The organism is Streptomyces sp. NBC_01451, from assembly GCF_036227485.1.
Lineage (GTDB): Bacteria > Actinomycetota > Actinomycetes > Streptomycetales > Streptomycetaceae > Streptomyces.
In genome coordinates, this window is record NZ_CP109479.1 from 3,619,870 (window position 1) to 3,635,481 (window position 15,612).

General features: G+C 70.3%; 16 protein-coding genes and 1 other RNA gene. 3 read left to right on the plus strand and 14 right to left on the minus strand.

The window, feature by feature from the left end:
- Positions 1–28 precede the first annotated feature (28 nt).
- The 5 genes from OG595_RS15690 to OG595_RS15710 all read right to left on the minus strand — a co-directional run bounded on the left by OG595_RS15690 (position 29) and on the right by OG595_RS15710 (position 3,787).
- Entirely contained in the window at positions 29–925 is an 897-nt protein-coding gene (locus tag OG595_RS15690; RefSeq protein WP_329272463.1) for a L,D-transpeptidase family protein, read from the minus strand.
- A 78-nt stretch (positions 926–1,003) separates the two neighbouring features.
- Positions 1,004–2,449 carry an NAD(P)H-hydrate dehydratase gene (locus tag OG595_RS15695; RefSeq protein WP_329272466.1) on the minus strand — a complete coding sequence of 482 codons (1,446 nt, stop codon included), beginning with the start codon at positions 2,447–2,449 and terminating at the stop codon, positions 1,004–1,006.
- Positions 2,450–2,512: 63 nt separating this feature from the next.
- Positions 2,513–2,884: a holo-ACP synthase gene (locus tag OG595_RS15700; RefSeq protein ID WP_329272468.1), complete on the minus strand. Its 372-nt coding sequence runs from the start codon at positions 2,882–2,884 to the stop codon at positions 2,513–2,515.
- Positions 2,885–2,903: 19 nt separating this feature from the next.
- Positions 2,904–3,374 carry a hypothetical protein gene (locus tag OG595_RS15705; RefSeq protein WP_329272470.1) on the minus strand — a complete coding sequence of 157 codons (471 nt, stop codon included), beginning with the start codon at positions 3,372–3,374 and terminating at the stop codon, positions 2,904–2,906.
- Positions 3,347–3,787, minus strand: a complete 441-nt coding sequence (locus tag OG595_RS15710) for an ATP-binding protein (protein WP_329272473.1) — start codon at positions 3,785–3,787, stop codon at positions 3,347–3,349. The genes OG595_RS15705 and OG595_RS15710 overlap by 28 nt, the downstream gene beginning before the upstream one ends.
- A gap of 222 nt (positions 3,788–4,009) precedes the next feature.
- Between OG595_RS15710 and OG595_RS15715 the strand changes: the two genes are divergently transcribed.
- Both OG595_RS15715 and OG595_RS15720 read left to right on the plus strand, forming a co-directional pair.
- Positions 4,010–4,858 carry a helix-turn-helix domain-containing protein gene (locus OG595_RS15715; protein WP_329272475.1) on the plus strand — a complete coding sequence of 283 codons (849 nt, stop codon included), beginning with the start codon at positions 4,010–4,012 and terminating at the stop codon, positions 4,856–4,858.
- Positions 4,859–4,866: 8 nt separating this feature from the next.
- On the plus strand, positions 4,867–5,079 hold the full coding sequence (locus OG595_RS15720) for a DUF397 domain-containing protein (RefSeq protein WP_329272477.1): 213 nt from the start codon (positions 4,867–4,869) through the stop codon (positions 5,077–5,079).
- A gap of 79 nt (positions 5,080–5,158) precedes the next feature.
- Here the strand turns inward: OG595_RS15720 and ssrA are convergent.
- The 5 genes from ssrA to ftsE form a co-directional block, all read right to left on the minus strand.
- Positions 5,159–5,561: a transfer-messenger RNA gene (gene ssrA / locus OG595_RS15725) on the minus strand.
- 105 nt (positions 5,562–5,666) lie between these two features.
- Positions 5,667–6,209, minus strand: coding sequence for an SsrA-binding protein SmpB (smpB, locus tag OG595_RS15730; RefSeq protein ID WP_229695283.1), 543 nt, complete (start codon positions 6,207–6,209; stop codon positions 5,667–5,669).
- A gap of 125 nt (positions 6,210–6,334) precedes the next feature.
- A complete protein-coding gene (locus tag OG595_RS15735; protein ID WP_329272481.1) occupies positions 6,335–7,507 on the minus strand; it encodes a S41 family peptidase in 1,173 nt (390 codons plus the stop codon).
- A gap of 67 nt (positions 7,508–7,574) precedes the next feature.
- Entirely contained in the window at positions 7,575–8,495 is a 921-nt protein-coding gene (gene ftsX / locus OG595_RS15740; protein ID WP_329272483.1) for a permease-like cell division protein FtsX, read from the minus strand.
- A gap of 89 nt (positions 8,496–8,584) precedes the next feature.
- Positions 8,585–9,274, minus strand: coding sequence for a cell division ATP-binding protein FtsE (gene ftsE, locus OG595_RS15745; protein ID WP_053741518.1), 690 nt, complete (start codon positions 9,272–9,274; stop codon positions 8,585–8,587).
- A gap of 284 nt (positions 9,275–9,558) precedes the next feature.
- Between ftsE and OG595_RS15750 the strand changes: the two genes are divergently transcribed.
- On the plus strand, positions 9,559–9,750 hold the full coding sequence (locus tag OG595_RS15750) for a hypothetical protein (RefSeq protein ID WP_329272489.1): 192 nt from the start codon (positions 9,559–9,561) through the stop codon (positions 9,748–9,750).
- A gap of 150 nt (positions 9,751–9,900) precedes the next feature.
- Here the strand turns inward: OG595_RS15750 and OG595_RS15755 are convergent, their stop codons facing one another.
- The 4 genes from OG595_RS15755 to OG595_RS15770 form a co-directional block, all read right to left on the minus strand.
- Positions 9,901–10,518 carry a hypothetical protein gene (locus tag OG595_RS15755; RefSeq protein WP_329272490.1) on the minus strand — a complete coding sequence of 206 codons (618 nt, stop codon included), beginning with the start codon at positions 10,516–10,518 and terminating at the stop codon, positions 9,901–9,903.
- A gap of 297 nt (positions 10,519–10,815) precedes the next feature.
- Complete coding sequence (gene prfB, locus OG595_RS15760) at positions 10,816–11,922, minus strand: peptide chain release factor 2 (RefSeq protein WP_329272492.1); 1,107 nt, start codon at positions 11,920–11,922, stop codon at positions 10,816–10,818.
- A gap of 226 nt (positions 11,923–12,148) precedes the next feature.
- On the minus strand, positions 12,149–13,432 hold the full coding sequence (locus OG595_RS15765; protein ID WP_329272494.1) for a serine/threonine-protein kinase: 1,284 nt from the start codon (positions 13,430–13,432) through the stop codon (positions 12,149–12,151).
- Between the two features lie 280 nt (positions 13,433–13,712).
- Positions 13,713–15,482 carry a serine/threonine-protein kinase gene (locus tag OG595_RS15770; RefSeq protein ID WP_329272496.1) on the minus strand — a complete coding sequence of 590 codons (1,770 nt, stop codon included), beginning with the start codon at positions 15,480–15,482 and terminating at the stop codon, positions 13,713–13,715.
- Positions 15,483–15,612: the final 130 nt, after the last annotated feature.

Genomic DNA, 15,612 nt, shown 5'->3' on the forward strand with positions numbered 1-15,612 from the left:
TCAGAGGGACCGTCGAGCACACTCGCGGCTACCCCGCGGCCCGTCGTCCCCACACGTACACCCGGTCGCCCGTCTTCAGAACGCCCCAGAGCGTACGGGCGTCGGCGAGCCGCATATTGACGCAGCCCATGGAGCCGACGGTGGTGTGGATGCTGCCGTAGACGGCGTGGAAGGCCTGGCCGCCGCTGAAGAACTGGGCGTAGGGCATGGGGGTGTCGTAGAGGGTCGAGTGGTGGTTCTTGTGCTTCCAGTACACCTTGTGCCACCCGCCGCGCGTCGGATAGGCCGTCCGTCCGCTCCGCACGGGCACGGGTCCGTAGACGACCTTCTTCCCCTTCTGCACCCAGGTCAGCTGCCGCCCGAGATCGACACAGGCGACCCGGTAGGTCCGCACGGGACACCTGCCGGCGGCGTTCGGGTTCTTCCTGGCGGACAGCAACTGCATCCGGGACCAGGTGACGGGCCCGGCGAATCCGCTGTCCGGCTTGATCCTGTACGTGCGCTGAAAGGCGCGGATGGCCCGGCAGTCGGCGGCGGACTGCTTCCCGTCCACCTTCAGTCTCAGCCAGAACTCCACCTGCCGCTGATAGGGCCCGGCCAGCTTGGAGCAGGCCACCTTCCGGGCGGCGTCACCCAGCGGTACGTACTCGATGAGGTCGTACGTCCCCCGCGCGGCCTCCGCCGGCTCGACGGCGTCCTCCTGCCTCGTCGGCGTGTACACCTGCGGCGCGAGCACCTGGTCCGGGGTGTCGAAGGTCCAGGGCTGGGAGGGGGCGGGAGGCACACCGGGCACGAGGACCCCCTCGGGTCCGGCGGCGGGGGCGGGCGGCACGGGGTCCGCGAAGGCAGGGCCGACGGGCGGCAGCACGGCCACCGCGACCAGCAGTGCGGTGAGACCACGGAACAGGAACGGTCGACTGATCATGCGATCAGGAGAACGCGCGGTTGCCGCCGCCCGGCTCAGCCGCGCGGCCGGGTCACCCGACCGTGCGTCTCAAACGCCTCATACGTCCTGCACATCCCGCCAGGCCCTCCGCACCGCCTCGGCCACGTCGTGCGCCCCCACCGGCGCGCCCTCCGCGGCCAGCCGCCCGGCCAGCCCGTGCAGATACGCCCCCGCGCTCCCGGCGTCCAGCGCCGAGAGCCCCGCCGCCAGCAACGACCCGCCCAGCCCCGACAGCACGTCACCGCTCCCGGCCGTGGCGAGCCACCCCGTTCCGGTCGCGTTGACCCGTACGGCACCCCCGGCCGGGTCGGCGACCAGCGTGGTCGAGCCCTTGAGCAGGGCGGTCGCCCCGTAGCGGGCGGCGAGTTCCCGCACCGCCCTCAGCCGGGCCCCCTCCACCTCCGCACGCCCCACACCGAGCAGCGCGGCGGCCTCCCCGGCGTGCGGAGTCATCAGCGTCGGCGCGGTACGCCCCCGCACCGCCTCCTTCTCCGCCAGCCGCAGCCCGTCCGCGTCGATCAGCACGGGTACGTCCGCCTCCAGCACCTCGGCGACCGTCGCGGCGTCGTCCCCGGCCCCGGGCCCCACGACCCACGCCTGGACGCGCCCCGCCCTGTGCGGCCCCTGGTCGGACACGAGCACCTCGGGAAAGCGGGCGATCACCGCGTCGGCAGCGGGCCCCACGTACCGCACGGCCCCGGCCCCGCCCCGCAGCGCGCCCGCGACAGCCAGCACAGCGGCTCCCGGATACCGCGCCGACCCCGCCGCGATCCCGACGACGCCCCGCCGGTACTTGTCGCTCTCGACACCGGGGACCGGCAACAGCCGCGCGACGTCGGCGTGTTGCAACGCCTCCAGCTCGGCCGGCTCGGGAAGCACCTCCCCGAGCCCGATGTCGACGAGCCGCACCGTCCCGGCGTACTCGCGTGCGGGATCGATGAGCAGCCCCGGCTTGTGGGTCCCGAAGGTCACGGTCAGATCGGCCCGGATCGCCGCCCCCCGCACCTCTCCGCTGTCGGCGTCGACCCCGCTGGGCAGATCGACGGCGACCACCGCGGCCCCCGCCTCCCGGACCAGCTCGGCCAACGCCAGGGCGTCGGCCCGCAGGCCACCCCGCCCCCCGATCCCGACGATGCCGTCGACGACGAGGTCGGCACGCCGGATCGCCCTCTCGACGCCGTCACCCTGGGCACCCCTCACCGTCCCGCCGGCTCCCCGCAGCGCCGCGAGCCCTCCGGCGTGCGTGCGCTCCGGCGCCAGCAGCACCGCCGTGACACCGGCTCCGCGCCGGGCGAGCCGGGCCCCGGCGTACAGTGCGTCGCCGCCGTTGTCACCACTACCCACGAGCAGAACAACCCGGCTGCCGTACACCCGCCCCATCAACTGGCCGCAGGCGACGGCCAGTCCGGCCGCCGCACGCTGCATGAGCGCACCTTCCGGCAACCGCGCCATCAGCTCACGCTCAGCCGCCCGTACCGTCTCCACGCCGTACGCAGTTCGCATGCACCGAGTCTCCCGCACGGCCCGCCGGCGGGCCCGCCGAGCCGCCGGTGATTCCGGAGCGCCCTACCCCTCGGCGATCACCACAGCCGAGGCCACCCCCGCGTCATGGCTGAGCGACACATGCCACGACCGCACCCCGAGCTCCGCCGCACGCGCGGCCACCGTCCCCGTCACCCGCAGCCAGGGCCGCCCGCTGTCCTCGACACAGACCTCGGCGTCCGTCCAGAGCAGACCGGCCGGAGCACCCAGCGCCTTGGCGAGCGCCTCCTTCGCGGCGAACCGGGCGGCAAGGGACGCGACACCCCGCCGCTCACCGCTGGGCAGCAGCAACTCGCTCTCCAGGAACAGCCGTTGGGCCAGCCCGGGCGTCCGCTCCAGCGAGGCCCGGAACCGCTCGATCTCGGCGACGTCGATCCCGACTCCGATGATGCTCATCCAGGCACTCTACGATCCGTCAGCCCTGTTCAGGAGCAGCACCCGCGCAATCTCCAGGTCCCCGGCGAACAGCTCCTCCGCGCGCGCACTCCGCAGTACCGACGCGGTCGAGCCAGTCGTCGAGGCGGGCAAGGTCGGCGCAGATGGCGACACGGTCGCGGAGGTCGTCGAAGACGGGGAGCCGCCTTACTTCCAGCACGGCTGGAAGCGACTTGGCCGTCCCCCTCGCCAGGCCGTCCGCGTAGCCGATGGCCCACCGCTCGGCGTATCCCGGCGGCCAATTCTCGATCTTTCCCCACGGATACGCGATATCTCCGGGCGACAGTCCCTCCCGCTTGGGGATCTCCTTGAGACCGCGGTGGAGTCCGGCCAGGGCCCTCTCGGGCGAGAGGCCCACCAGAGCCATGGCCGCGAGAAGCCCGGTGGCGATGCCGGAGACTTCCTCTTCCGGTTCCGGGCGCATCACGCGGCGGCCCGCAGCTCGCACCACACGAATTTCCCCCGATTCCCGAACCGGGACAGCGGCTGCCACCCCCACAGGTCGGCGCAGGCCCGCACCATCCCGAGCCCGCGCCCGTCCTCCGCCTCGACGAGCTGTCCCAACTCCTGGGGAGGCTCCGGCGGCCGGGGGTCGGCGTCCCAGGCCCCGATCCGCAGGACGCCGGCGGTCCAGCGGACGCGGAGGGCTGCGGGGCCCTTGGTGTGCAGTACGGCGTTGGACACCAGCTCGGCGGCGAGCAGTTCGGCGACGTCGACGAGGCCGATCAGTCCGTGCATGGTGAGGATGAGGCGGAGGGTGCGGCGGCTGACGGTGACGGCGCGGAGGTCGTTGGGGATGTGGAGGGAGTACTCCCAGGACTCGGGCGCGGGCTCGGTGCTGGTCTCTGTCTCGGTTTCGGGCATGCGTCAACTCCCTTTCGATGGTCAGGGGTTGCGGTCGGTGGGCGGTGGCATGCCGCAGCCGCCGTGGCAGGACGGAGTGGTGCGCTTCCGGGGTCCCGGCGTTCCGCAGAGTGTGCGTCGCGTCACCGAAGGTACGTCTAATGTGTAATCCCGAGCAAGCCGATCACGTAATCTGACCCCGAACGAGCGGCACCGGCAGGCACGTTGAGCAAGGAGCTATGGATGGTCCTGAGGCGCGAACCCACGGCGCGTCAGCTGCGCCTGGGAATCGAGTTGCGCAGACTCCGCGAGGCGGCGGGACTCACCGCCGTCGAGGCAGCAGCGCTGCTCGGGGCGAATCGCGTCCAGATGAGCCACATCGAAACCGGACTCGCGGGCGTGAGCGAGCAACGACTCCGCCGCCTCGCATCCCACTACGCCTGCACGGACGAGGAGTTCATCGACGCCTTGGTCGCGATGGCCACAGACCGGACGCGGGGCTGGTGGGAGGAGTACCGGGGCGTGCTGCCGACACCATTCCTGGACCTGTCCGAGTTGGATCACCATGCTCGGTTTCAGCGCAACGCAGGCTTCCTGTTCGTGCCAGGTCTCTTGCAGACGGCGGAGTACGCCCGTGCCGCGTATTCGACCAGGGTCCCCGAACTCGCTGAAGAACAGATCGAGTTGCGTGTGCGCCACCGCATCGCGCGCCGCGTGATCATCGAACGCACCTCGCCCGTCCCCTTCGACGCAGTGATCCATGAAGCGGCTCTACGCATCATGGTCAGCGACCGGGCCGCGGCACGAGCCCAACTCACCCATATCCTGGAGCAGTCCGAAGCGAACCACATCAGCGTACGAGTCATCCCCTTCGATTTGGAGTTCTCCACCGGCAGTAGCCCGATGACTTACGTGGGCGGCGGTGTGCCCAGACTGGATACCGTGATCCGCGACGCACCCCACGGTGCGCTCTACGTCGACTCGGAAGCCGAACTCGCCACCTACCAGGCTCGCTTCGAGAAAACGAAGGCCATGTCCCTCGAACGGGAACGATCGCGTGACTTCATCCACCGGCTGGCGAAGGAATTGTGAGGCACCTTATGACCACCCCCGGCATGTGGCGGAAGTCGTCCTACTCTGGCGACGGCGAAGGTGACGACTGCGTAGAGATCGCCACCACCCCCACCCACACAGCCATCCGCGACTCCAAAACCCCGGCCACCCGCACCCTCACCTTCCCAGCCTCCGCCTACACCGCCTTCATCGACTCCCTCAAGTCGTCCGTACACGGCAGCGCACCCAGCTCGTCGTAGGCACCCAGGCACGCCAAAGGCCCCGCCGCTCGAAAGCGACAGGGCCTTTGGCACTGCAAGGTACTGCATAACATGGGAATTGTGGAGATGGCGGGAATCGAACCCGCGTCCAACGGTGCGGAATCAGGGCTTCTCCGTGTGCAGTTCGCTGTGCTTTTCTCGGCCCCGGCAATCACGCGAACAAGTCGCCGACGGGCCCAGTCACTGTTAGATTTCCCTCTTCACCCCGTGACCGGGATCAAGGTTTAGTCCCCTAGCTGATGCCAGGATCCGGGTCGGGAACACCCCCGGGCTGACACTCCCATTAGTGCGGAGCAGGCTCGTCGCTACCTGAAATCAGGCGGCGAGAGAGAACTGCTGCGCGGGAGAATCGCTGTTGGAATTGGCGATTATTTTTTTCGGCCTGTGGTTTACGAGATCGTGGCCGCTTCCTCGACACGCTTCCCCTGCTTCGACATCCGCTGTCGAAACCGATCATCCCCATGTTGTTTTTTCAATGTCCCCCGAGGAGGACCTGCGCACCCGCTGTGAGGTGCAGTGCCATCGTACGTGACCAACGCGAGCGCGTGCCACCGTATTCCCGGTGGCTACGCGTCGCGCTGCTTCCGCTTCGCCGCCGCGATCGCGCGGTCCGACTCCCGCCGGTCCTGCTGTTCCCGCAGTGTCTGCCGCTTGTCGTACTCCTTCTTGCCCCGCGCGAGAGCGATCTCCGCCTTCGCCCGGCCGTCCTTGAAGTACAGCGCGAGGGGGATGATCGTGTGGCCGGTCTCCTGTGCCTTGGACTCCAGCTTGTCGATCTCCTCGCGGTGCAGCAGCAGCTTCCGCTTGCGGCGGGCGGAGTGGTTGGTCCAGCTGCCCTGGTGGTACTCGGGGATGTGCGCGTTGTGCAGCCACGCCTCACCCCGGTCGATCTGGACGAAGCCGTCGGCCAGCGAGGTGCGGCCCTCGCGCAGCGACTTGACCTCGGTACCCATGAGAACCAGCCCGGCCTCGTAGGTGTCGATGATCGCGTAGTCGTGCCGGGCCTTCTTGTTCTGGGCGACGATCTTGCGCTTGCCGCCCTTCTCGCCGTCCCGGCCCTTGGCGGCCGTCCCGCCCTGCTTGGGCTGGGACTCCTTCGGTACGTACATTCCCTTGCTCATAGTGCCACCCATTTTCGCACTACGCGGGGGGTCCACGGGAAGCCGATTAACGGGAGCGGCGACCACGGGACCGCGAGGGGGGCCGGCAGGAGCACGCGAACCGGCGGCGGCAGCTACTGCCCGAGGCCGCTGAGCACCGTCTCGGCCCGCGGCAGGGCGTCCTCGTCCGCCTCCAGGTCGGGCGTGATGCCGCTGCCGTCGACGCCGCGCCCCGAGGGGGTGCGGTAGTGACCGACGGTCAGCTCGGCGACGGAGCCGTCGGGCAGCCGGCTCGGCATCTGCACGGAGCCCTTCCCGAAGGTCCTGGAGCCGACGACGACCGCCCGGCCGCGGTCCTGGAGGGCTCCGGTGAGCAGTTCGGCCGCGCTCATCGTGCCGCCGTCGACGAGCGCGACCAGCGGTCTGGTGGTGTCGCCGCCCGGCTCGGCGTGCAGGGCGCGCTGCTCGCCGTTGACGTCGTACGTGGCGACGAGGCCGCCGTCGAGGAATGCGGAGGCGGCGGTGACGGCCTCGGTGACCAGCCCGCCGGAGTTGCCGCGCAGGTCGAGGATGATCCCGGCGCCGGCCGGGGCCGCCCGGACCGCGCCGCGCACCACGTCGCCGACGCCCTTGGTGAAGGCGGCGACCCGGATGACGGTGACCTTGCTCGCGGCGACCTGCCGGACGGTCGCGGGGTCCGTGGAGAGCTGTGCCCGGCGTACGGTCTCGCTCCACGCGCGCGTGCCGCGCTCCAGCCCGAGCCGGACGGTCGTGCCGGCGGCGGCGTCCTGTGCGTCGCCGCGGAGCAAGGAGACGACCTCGGTGACCGGCCGCCCGTCGACCGCCTTGCCGTCCACGCTGCGCAACCGGTCGCCGCTACGGATCCCGGCGACGGCCGCGGGCGAGCCCGACCGCACCTTGGTGACCTCGATACGGCCGTCCCGCTCACGCCGCGCCCACAGCCCGACGCCCGTGTACCGGCCGTCGAGGGCCTCCTCCAGCTCCTCGTAGTCCCCCGGGGAGTACACCGCTCCCCAGCGGTCGCCGCTGCGGCTGACGGCACGCTCGGCGGCCTCCATGGGGGACTTGCCGTCGGCCATGGCCTCGGCTGCCGCCGCGGCGACGTCCTCGTGGCGCCCGGCGGGGGCGGCGGAGCGGGGCGTGTCCGGGAGGGAGGACTTGCGTTCGGTGGGCTCGGGGAGCGAGCCGGTGGCCGCGCCGGCGACGAGGACGCTGGCGAAGAGCAACGTCAGAGCCGCCCCGCGGCCTGCACGGCGGGGCTGTGTGAACAGGTCGCGGCCCGACATGCCGGTGAGTCTAGGACAAGCCGAAGGGCCGTACGGTCGGATGTCCGAACGGCCCCCTTGGCATGCGTCACACCTTCAGGTACTTGCGCAACGCGAAGAACGCGGCCAGCGCGGGCATCAGCACGCTCGCGGCGAGGATCAGCGGCAGCTTCGTCAGTACGGCGTCCCAGCCCAGGAAGGTGATCAGGTTGAGCTTCGTGGACAGGGCCATGCCGTGGTCGATGGTGAAGTACCGGCCGACGACCAGGAAGACACAGGCCAGCCCACCGCCGATCGCGCCGGCGACGGCGGCCTCCATGATGAACGGCGCCTGGATGTAGAAGCCGGACGCGCCGACGAGCCGCATGATCCCGGTCTCACGCCGACGGCTGAACGCCGAGACGCGCACCGTGTTGACGATCAGCAGGAGGGCGACGATCAGCATCAGGGCCATCACCCCGAGCGCCGCCCGGTTCATCAGGTTCAGCAGCTCGAAGAGGTTGTCGAGGATGCCCTTCTGGTCCTGCACGGACTGCACCCCGTCGCGCCCGTCGAAGGCGGTCGCGATGACCTGGTACTTCTCCGGGTCCTTGAGCTTGATCCGGTACGACTCCTGCATCTGGTCCGGGGTGAGCGAACTGGCCAGCGGGGAGTCGCCGAACTGCTCCTTGTAGTGCTTGTAGGCCTCGTCCGCGGACTCGTACGTGACCTTCTCGACGACCGAGTCCATCTTCTCCAGGTCGGCGAGGATCTGCTTCTTCTGGTCGCTCGTCACCGCGCCCTTGGCACAGTTCGGGTCTGACTCGGCGTCGCTCTTGTTGCAGAGGAACACCGAGACGTTGACCTTGTCGTACCAGTAGCCCTTCATCGAGCTGACCTGGTCGCTCATCAGGAGCGACCCGCCGAACAGGGCGAGCGACAGGGCTACGGAGACGATGACGGCGAACGTCATCGTCAGATTGCGACGGAGACCGACACCGATCTCCGACAGTACGAACTGGGCACGCATGGCGGGCTCAAGCCTTTCCGGGAACTCCGAGGACCGTCGGCGTCACTGACACCAGTGGCCGCCGGTGACGGTGACAGTGACGGTGACCGTCAGTGCTGGTAGCCGTAGACGCCGCGCGCCTGGTCGCGGACGAGACGGCCCTTCTCCAGCTCGATGACGCGCTTGCGCATCTGGTCGACGATGTTCTGGTCGTGCGTCGCCATCACCACGGTCGTGCCCGTCCGGTTGATCCGGTCGAGCAGCTTCATGATGCCGACGGACGTCTGCGGGTCGAGGTTGCCGGTCGGCTCGTCGGCGATCAGCAGTTTGGGCCGGTTCACGAAGGCCCGCGCGATGGCGACTCGCTGCTGCTCACCACCGGACAGCTCACCGGGCATCCGCTCCTCCTTGCCGCCCAGGCCGACGAGGTCGAGCACCTGGGGGACGGACTTGCGGATCTCGCCCTTCGACTTGCCGATGACCTCCTGCGCGAAGGCGACGTTCTCGGCGACCGTCTTGTTCGGCAGCAGCCGGAAGTCCTGGAACACCGTCCCCAGCTGACGCCGCATCTGCGGCACCTTCCAGTTGGAGAGGCGCGCGAGGTCCTTGCCCAGGACGTGCACCTGGCCGTGACTGGCGCGCTCCTCGCGGAGGATCAGTCGCAGGAAAGTGGACTTTCCGGAGCCGGAGGACCCGACGAGGAAGATGAACTCACCCTTCTCGACCTCCAGGGTGACATCCCTGAGGGCGGGGTGGTTCTGCTTGGGGTAGACCTTGGAGACGCTGTCGAATCGGATCACGGATACACCACGGACCATCGGGGGCAGGTGACCGTGACCATACGCGAACCGAGCACGGGAGCGCAGGCACGGGAGGGCTTTGCACAAGGGTTGTGCCCTTTTGTGCCGGTAGTGAGCGGCCTCACACACGCGCGCGACCTCGCCTAACCCCGGGAAGCGCTGGGCAGGATAAGGCGAGCCGCGCCGAAATCCGCGGAACCTGGCACAGTGGAGCGTGGAGTGGGGAACGGTTGCGTCCCCGGAAGCGTTGTGGACGTAGAAGCGGCGCAAGGAGGGCAAGGCGCATGACGTACGACCGATTGGTATGCGCGAACTGCGCGGCGCCCGTGAACGAGGGACGCTGTCGCGTCTGCCGGGCCAGCCGTCAGCGGTTGCAGGAGGACGGCCAGTTCGGCGGACTCAACCCGATGGCGCTGATCGCGCTGCTGGCGGTGCTGATCGCGGCACTGGCGCTGGTGGCGCACCAGACCGCGTAGCCCGGCCGAACACGGACCTGGTGAACAGACTCAGACCTGCCGAGCAGACCTGGTAACACGCGTGAGGGCCCGGAGCACGAAGCTCCGGGCCCTCACGCGTGCGCACTGTCACCGCGTACCACTACTCACTGCCGGGCACTACGGGCGCCACTAGGCCGCGGCGCCGCCACGGCCGCCCACGAGGCGCGGGAGGACACGGAAGGCGATTCCGCCGGCGATCATCGTGGCGGCACCGATGATCAGGAAGCCCGTCTCGGCGGCACCGGTCTCGGCGAGCTCGTCGCCCGAGCCCTGGGCCGAGGTGTCCGAGCCCGTGTCGGTGAGGGCCGAGGAGCCCTCCTCCTGGACGGAGGTGTTGGAGCCGCCGTCGGGGTCGGTGTTGCTGTTGCCGCCGTCGGTGTCGTCGCCGGTGCCCGTTCCGCTGCCGTCGTCCGTCGAGTCGTCGGACGGGGTCGTGGTCGGGTCCTCCTCGGCGGGCTCGCTCGGCTCCGTGGAGGGCTCCGCCGGCTCCGAGGGCTCCGGTTCGGCCGTGGTGGGCGCCGGGTCGGCCGTGGTGGGCGCCGGGTCCGGCAGGCTGGGTTCGGGGCTGGTCGGGATCTCGGTCTCGGTCTCGGCCGGGTCCGGGCTCGGCGTACCGGCGCAGATCTCGATCACGCAATCGTCGTCGTCCGTGGCGGAGGCTATGCCCGCGGCGGTGAAGGACGCACCGGCGGCGATCACCGCTCCGGCCGCGATCCGCGCGACCCGGATCCGCGTCTTGTTCGTCATATGGCTGCTACCCCCAGTAGCTGAATCATCGGTGGAGCCGCGCTCGGGGCCGTGATCGACAGAGGTGTCAGAGAGCACCTCCGGTTCACATGCGCCCCAGAGATTCGCATGCCGCGCTTTACCTTTCCGATTTTCCAAGAGCACGTCAAGGTCGTTGCGCGCGCAATGTCCCCTTGCTCCTCGCTTGCCGCACATCAGACCCTGTGAGTGTGATGTAAAACCCAGGCATCTCCAACGCAAAGCAACCGCCGCCCAGTGGGCGGCGGTTGCTTTGTCGACAAGGCGTCCTGCGGGGTTCTACTTCTCCTGCTGCTTGCGCCAGCGAATTCCGGCTTCGAGGAATCCGTCGATCTCACCGTTGAACACGGCCTCGGGGTTGCCGACTTCGAACTCCGTACGCAGATCCTTGACCATCTGGTAGGGGTGCAGGACGTACGAACGCATCTGGTTTCCCCAGGAGTTGCCGCCGTCGCCCTTGAGGGCGTTCATCTTGGCCTGCTCCTCCTGACGGCGCCGGTCGAGCAGCTTGGCCTGGAGGACGTTCATCGCGCTCGCCTTGTTCTGGATCTGCGAACGCTCGTTCTGGCAGGAGACGACGATGCCGGTGGGAAGGTGCGTCAGGCGTACCGCGGAGTCGGTGGTGTTGACGCCCTGGCCGCCGGGACCGGACGACCGGTAGACGTCCACCCGCAGTTCGGACTCGTCGATCTCGATGTGATCGGTCGTCTCCACGACGGGCAGGATCTCCACCCCGGCGAACGAGGTCTGGCGGCGCCCCTGGTTGTCGAAGGGCGAGATGCGTACCAGGCGGTGCGTGCCCTGCTCGACGGAGAGCGTCCCGTAGGCGTACGGGACCTGGACGGCGAAGGTGGTCGACTTGATGCCGGCCTCCTCGGCGTACGACGTCTCGTAGACCTCGGTCTTGTAGCCCTTCTGCTCGGCCCACCGCAGGTACATGCGCTGCAGCTTCTCGGCGAAGTCGGCGGCGTCCACGCCACCGGCCTCCGCGCGGATGTTGACGAGGGCCTCACGGGCGTCGTACTCGCCGGAGAGGAGGGTACGGACCTCCATCTCGTCGAGGGCCTTCCTGACGGAGGTCAGCTCCGTCTCGGCCTCGGCGCGGGTGTCCGGGTCGTCCTCCTCCTCGGCCATCTCGAAGAGCACGCTCAGATCGTCGATCCGGCCGCGCAGCGCCTCGGCCTTCCTCACCTCCGCCTGGAGGTGGGAGAGCTTGCTGGTGATCTTCTGCGCTTCCTCCGGGTCGTCCCACAGGGACGGCGCTGCCGCCTGCTCCTCGAGCACGGCGACATCTGCCCTCAGCTTGTCGAGGTCCAGGACGGCCTCGATCGACTCCATGGTCGAGGAGAGGGACTTGAGCTCTTCGGATACATCGACGACTGCCACGACACCAGCGTAACGGCTCCGCCGAGCGGCGGGATTTCGGTCTCGCCCGGAGCGAAACGGGCGAGGCCGGTGCAGCCCGGGCCCTCACGACCCGGCCCGTCCGGCAGCACTCAGCCCGTCCGGCGCTCGAGGACGAGGCCCGTTCAGGGCCGACAGCGGGGGTCTGGGGGCGCAGCCCCCAGGAACAGGACGGGACGGGTAGGGGCGGCGGGGGCGAAACCCCCACTCACGGTGACGCCGGTGACGAGGTACTCGTCTCCTGGGGTGTCGCCCCCGCGTCGTCGCCCGACATGGCCACCCACGTGCCGACCCCCACCGCCGCCACCAGCGCCACCGCCGCCGCCCCCAACGTGGCCCTGCGCCGCCGCGCCGAGGCCCGGTGCCGGGCGGAGCCGGGTCGCGGGGCACCCACGGGACGCGGCACGCGGGCCGTGCCCAGCGCCCCGCCCGCCAGCTCGTCCGGCCCGGGTACCCGCATCGACGTGTGCGTGTCCCGGTTGGAGTCCGGCTTCGCGCCCCGCACGAGGGGCACGGCGCCCCGCCGTACCCGTTCCCCGGCGGGCACGCCCACCTCGTCGTACGCCTCGTCCCGCGAGCCCTGCCCCGGGACCTGGCCATGGCCGTGGTCCTGCCCGGACTGCGCCTCGTCCTCCGCATCCGGCTCGTCGACGTCCAGCGGCGGCATCCCCACCAGCAGGGGCAGCTGCTCCCGCAGCCGCGCCCCCAGCTCCGACGCCCGCAGCCGCGACGCCGGCGCCTTCGCCAGGCACTGCACGAGCAGCTGCCACAGTTCCTCGGGGATACCGGGGAGAGGGACCACCGTCTCCGTCACGTGCCGGCGCAGCACCGCGCCCGGGTGGCCGCCACCGAAGGGCGTGAAGCCCGCCAGCAGCTCGTAGAGGACCGTCGCCAGCGCGTAGATGTCGACCGCCGCGCGCGGGGGCAGGCCCTCGACGATCTCCGGCGCCAGATAGTCGGGCGTGCCGATTATCTTCGTGGCCCGGGTCCGCCGCGGTGAGTCGATGAGTTTCGCGACACCGAAGTCGGTCAGCAGGGCGGGGTGCGCACCGCCGGGGCCCAGGGGGCCCTGCATGTCCAGCAGGACGTTCTCCGGCTTCACGTCGCGGTGCACCACCCCGGCGGCGTGCGCGGCGGCCAGGCCGTCCGCGATGTCGGCGACTATCGCGACCGCGGCCTCGGGTGCGAGCCGGCGCTCGCGGTCGAGCCGGGTGCGCAGGTCCGTACCCCGCACCAGGTCCATGACGAGCGCGAGGTCGTTCCCGTCGACCACCAGGTCCCGTACGGACACGATGTTCGGATGTTCGAGCCCGAGCAGGGCGGTCCGCTCCTGCACGAAGCGTCCGACGAGCTCCTGGTCCGACGCCAGGTCCTCGCGCAACAGCTTGACGGCGACGGGACCCTCGGGTCCCTCGCCCAGCCACACCGTGCCGGCGCTGCCCCGCCCCAGGATCTGGTTGGCGGTGTACCGGCTGCCGATCTTCCGTGCCAAGACTGCTCCTACAGACGCGTGTTGCCGACGCTGCGCCGATCCGGGGGGCTCCCTCGGGACCCTCACCCGACAAGACCTCGACCTCAGCCGACAAAGCTACGCGTCCGGAGGCGCAACCTTCACCGCCGGGACGGAAATCACCCGCCAGGTGTCGACAAATCCCCAGAGTCGCACCGGAATCACGACCGGAGCAGTGCCCGGAAGATCCATAAATGCCCCGGCTGCGACCTGATTGTGCGGACGGTCCCCCCGCAACCGGGGAACTGTCGATCCACCGGCCCTACGGCTTTCCGGAACCCCCGGAACCTCCGCCCAGACCCTCCACCCACCCGCTGACGGTGTCGATCCAGTCGCCGATCTGCTCGAAGAACCCCTTCGTCGACCCGATCCACTCCTGCAACGGGCTCAGTTCCCAGATGAGCCACGCGGCGACGAACAGGATGATGACCGTGAAGAGGCACCCCTTGAGGCAGCCGAGCCCCGGGATCTTCATCGGGTTGGCGCTGCGCTGCCGGGGTTCCCTCGGCTCACGCGGCGGCCGGCTCTCGGGCTGCTGAGGGCGCTGCGGCGCGGGAGCGGGCGGCGCGTACCGCTGAGGCTGCTGTTGATGCTGGGGCTGTTGCTGCGGCGGCGCGTACTGCTGGTGCTGGGGCTGCCTGCCCTGCCCCGGACCCTGACCCGGTCCCTGCGGATAGCCGTAACCGGGCTGGGGCTGCTGACCGCGCTGCTGCTGACGCGAGGGCGGGGGCTGCTGCTGGTACGGCTGCTGCTGGGGCTGTTGCTGCGGTGGCCGGCCCGGCTGCCGCTGGGGCCGGCGGCGCAGGGGGTCCTCGCCGGGGTCGAGGTACTGGACCTGCGTCTGCTCGTTGCGGTCCCGGGCGGCGCGCAGCTGGTTCTGCCAGGGGTGCGGCTCCTCGGGCCCTCCGGAGCCGCCGGGGCCGCCGGGCTGGTTCTGCGGCATGGACGGCAGGACGGCCGTGGGGTCCGCGGCACCCACGGCGCCCATCGCACCCACGGAACCGGGCCCCCCGGTGTGCGGCAGCACGCTGGTGGCGCCGTTCGGGTCGTACGCTCCCGCGGCGCCCGCACCGTACGGCAGCACCTGCGTCGGGTCGCCCGAACCGGGCACCGCGGTCGGCGCCGGATCAGGTGCGAGCAGGTGGACGACCCCTTCGGCCGCCGCGATCTGCATCGAGTTGGCGTGGACGCCGATGCCCTCGGCGACGACACGCAGCCCGCGCGCGAGGTTCTCGGCGCTGGGCCGTTCGTCCGGGTTCTTGCGCAGGCAGCGCTCGATGACCGTCCACAGCGGTTCGGGCACGGTCGAGGGGCGGCGCGGCTCGGCGGTGAGGTGCTGGTGCAGCACTTCGAGGGCGGACCCGCCGCCGAACGGCGGACGGCCGGTGACCAGCTCGTACATCAGGATGCCGGCGCCGTAGATGTCGACGGCGGAGGTCTGCGGACGGCCTTCGGCGGACTCCGGGGCGACGTACGCGGGCGTGCCGACGAACTCGTGGGTGCGGGTGAGGCCCGGGGAGTCGGCGAGGCGGGCGATGCCGAAGTCGGTGAGCATCGGGTGCATCCGCCCGTTGTCCTGCATGAGCAGGACGTTGGCCGGCTTCAGGTCCCGGTGCACGACACCGTCGGCGTGGCTGACGGCCAGCGCGTCGGCGATCTGGGCGGTGAGAAGGGCGGCGGCGACCGGTGTGAACGGGCCGTTCTCCCGGAGGTAGCGGTGCAGGTCGGGCCCGTCGATGAGGTCCATGACCAGCGCCAGCAGATCGCCCTCGACGACCAGGTCCCGTACCCGGACGATGTTCGGGTGGGTCAGCCGCAGCAGTACGGACCGCTCGCGCAGGAAGCGCATCACGATGTCCGCGTCGTTGGCGAGTTCCTCCTTGAGGACCTTGATCGCCACGGTCTCGCCGGGCTGGCCGGGCACGGCCGCCTCGGCCCCCGCGGTCTCCCGCTGGCGGGCGCGCCAGACGGTGCCTGTGGCGCCGCGTCCCAGCGGCTCCTCAAGGAGGTACTTGCTCCCTACCGGCCGCACGTCATGGCTCCCTTACGTACGTACATCCCGTACACGGTGTTTCCGACCCACTGTAGTGCCGCGCCCCCAGGACACCCCGGGCGACGACCGCCGTCCACAGACGGCTACGTACGGCCTCCTTCGCGCGTTC